Source organism: Rhodococcus sp. ENV425 (genome assembly GCF_002887785.1).
Taxonomy (GTDB): Bacteria; Actinomycetota; Actinomycetes; order Mycobacteriales; family Mycobacteriaceae; genus Rhodococcus; species Rhodococcus aetherivorans.
The window spans coordinates 249-1,788 of sequence record NZ_PCZU01000299.1 but is presented as its reverse complement, the minus strand read 5'-3'; the positions used below and the strand labels follow the sequence as shown (position 1 = coordinate 1,788).

Below are 1,540 nucleotides of genomic sequence, written 5' to 3'. Positions count from 1 at the left end.
GGCGGGGTGTCACCGGGGAATCGTCCATGGCCCGGTCGTGGGGAACGGGGCCGACGCCGGGGGTGCCGGGCGGGCAGTGTCGCGGCGCGCCGCTGTCCCGGCCGCGAGAGCCCTCACGCCTACTCACCCGCCCGGCGTAGCCACGGCGGATCCACAGGCGGGCGCTGCTGAGGTACTACGGCGGCGACCTCGTCGAGGTGGCGCTCGCCGCCGTGCCGGCGGTGGGGTGATACCGCGCCGAGGGTCGGAATCGAACCCGGATGGTCCCGTCGGAACGCGGCGGCAGGACACCGCGCGGAACGCGGCGGCAGGACACCGCGCGGAACGCGGCGGCAGGACACCGCGCGCCCCCGGGCAGACGCCGATGCGGTACCGCGCTCGAACCGACTCGCGTACCGCGACACGCCCGGCCCGTCCGAGGGCCGGTGAGCCGACGGTCCGCTCGGGTTCCCTGCCGTCCGTCGCAGTGGGGGAGGGGTGGGGTGCGGGGACCGGATCCGGTCGTCCGCACCGACCGGAAGCCACCGGGGATGGAAGCCGCAGGGACCACGGAGAAACGGGAGGGGCCCCGAACCGTTTCCGGTTCGGGGCCCCTCCCGTGGTTTCGGACTCGAGCGACCGTCAGTGCGCCTTGCCGTCGCCGTCCGTGGTGCCGTGGACGCGCGTCTGGTACTCGCTCAGGATGGCGCGCTGCTCGACCTCGGCCTCGTGGTGCGCGGCCTCGAGTGCCGTCGCCTCCTCGGCCGGGTCCGCGCTCCACCAGCTGCCCGCGCCGGGCTTGCCGGCGGTGCCGAGCTTGTTCATGCGCTTCGGCACCGGAGCACCCTGGTACTCGAGCGGAATCGGGTGACCGTGGTCGTCCACCGGGCCGAGCGGCTGGTGGATCTCGATGTACTCACCGTGCGGCAGGCGCCGGACGATGCCCGTCTCGATGCCGTGCTCGAGCACCTGACGGTCGCTGCGCTGCAGGCCCAGGCAGAACCGGTAGGTCAGGTAGTAGGCGAGCGGCGGGCCGAGTAGGATGCCGATGCGGCCGATCCACGTCATCGCGTTCAGCGAGATGTCGAACTTGTAGGCGATGATGTCGTTGATGCACATGATGGTCGCGATGGCGTAGAACGTCAGAGCCATCGCGCCGATCGCGGTCCGGACCGGCACGTCCCGCGGACGCTGCAGCAGGTTGTGGTGCGCATCGTCCTTGGTGAACTTCTTCTCGATCCACGGGTAGGCGATGAGGACCGTGAAGACCAGGCCCATGATCACTGCGATCCAGAACACCGCGGGGATCGTGTAGCGGCCGAACAGGTAGATCTCCCACGCCGGCCAGATACGGGCCAGGCCGTCCGTCCACATCATGTAGATGTCGGGCTGCGAGCCGGCGGACACCTGCGACGGGTTGTACGGGCCGATGTTCCAGACCGGGTTGATCTGCAGCAGACCGCTCATCAGCGCCAGCACTGCGAAGGTGATGGCGAAGAACGCACCGGACTTGACCGCGAACACCGGCAGAATCCGGACACCGACGACGTTCTGCTCGGTA

General features: G+C 70.2%; 1 protein-coding gene. It reads right to left on the bottom strand.

What is annotated here, in order from left to right; translation table 11 throughout:
- Positions 1 to 621 precede the first annotated feature (621 nt).
- Positions 622 to 1,540 (bottom strand): cytochrome b N-terminal domain-containing protein (locus tag CQZ88_RS28285; protein WP_374703849.1); only part of this gene is annotated, 919 nt, incomplete at its 5' end.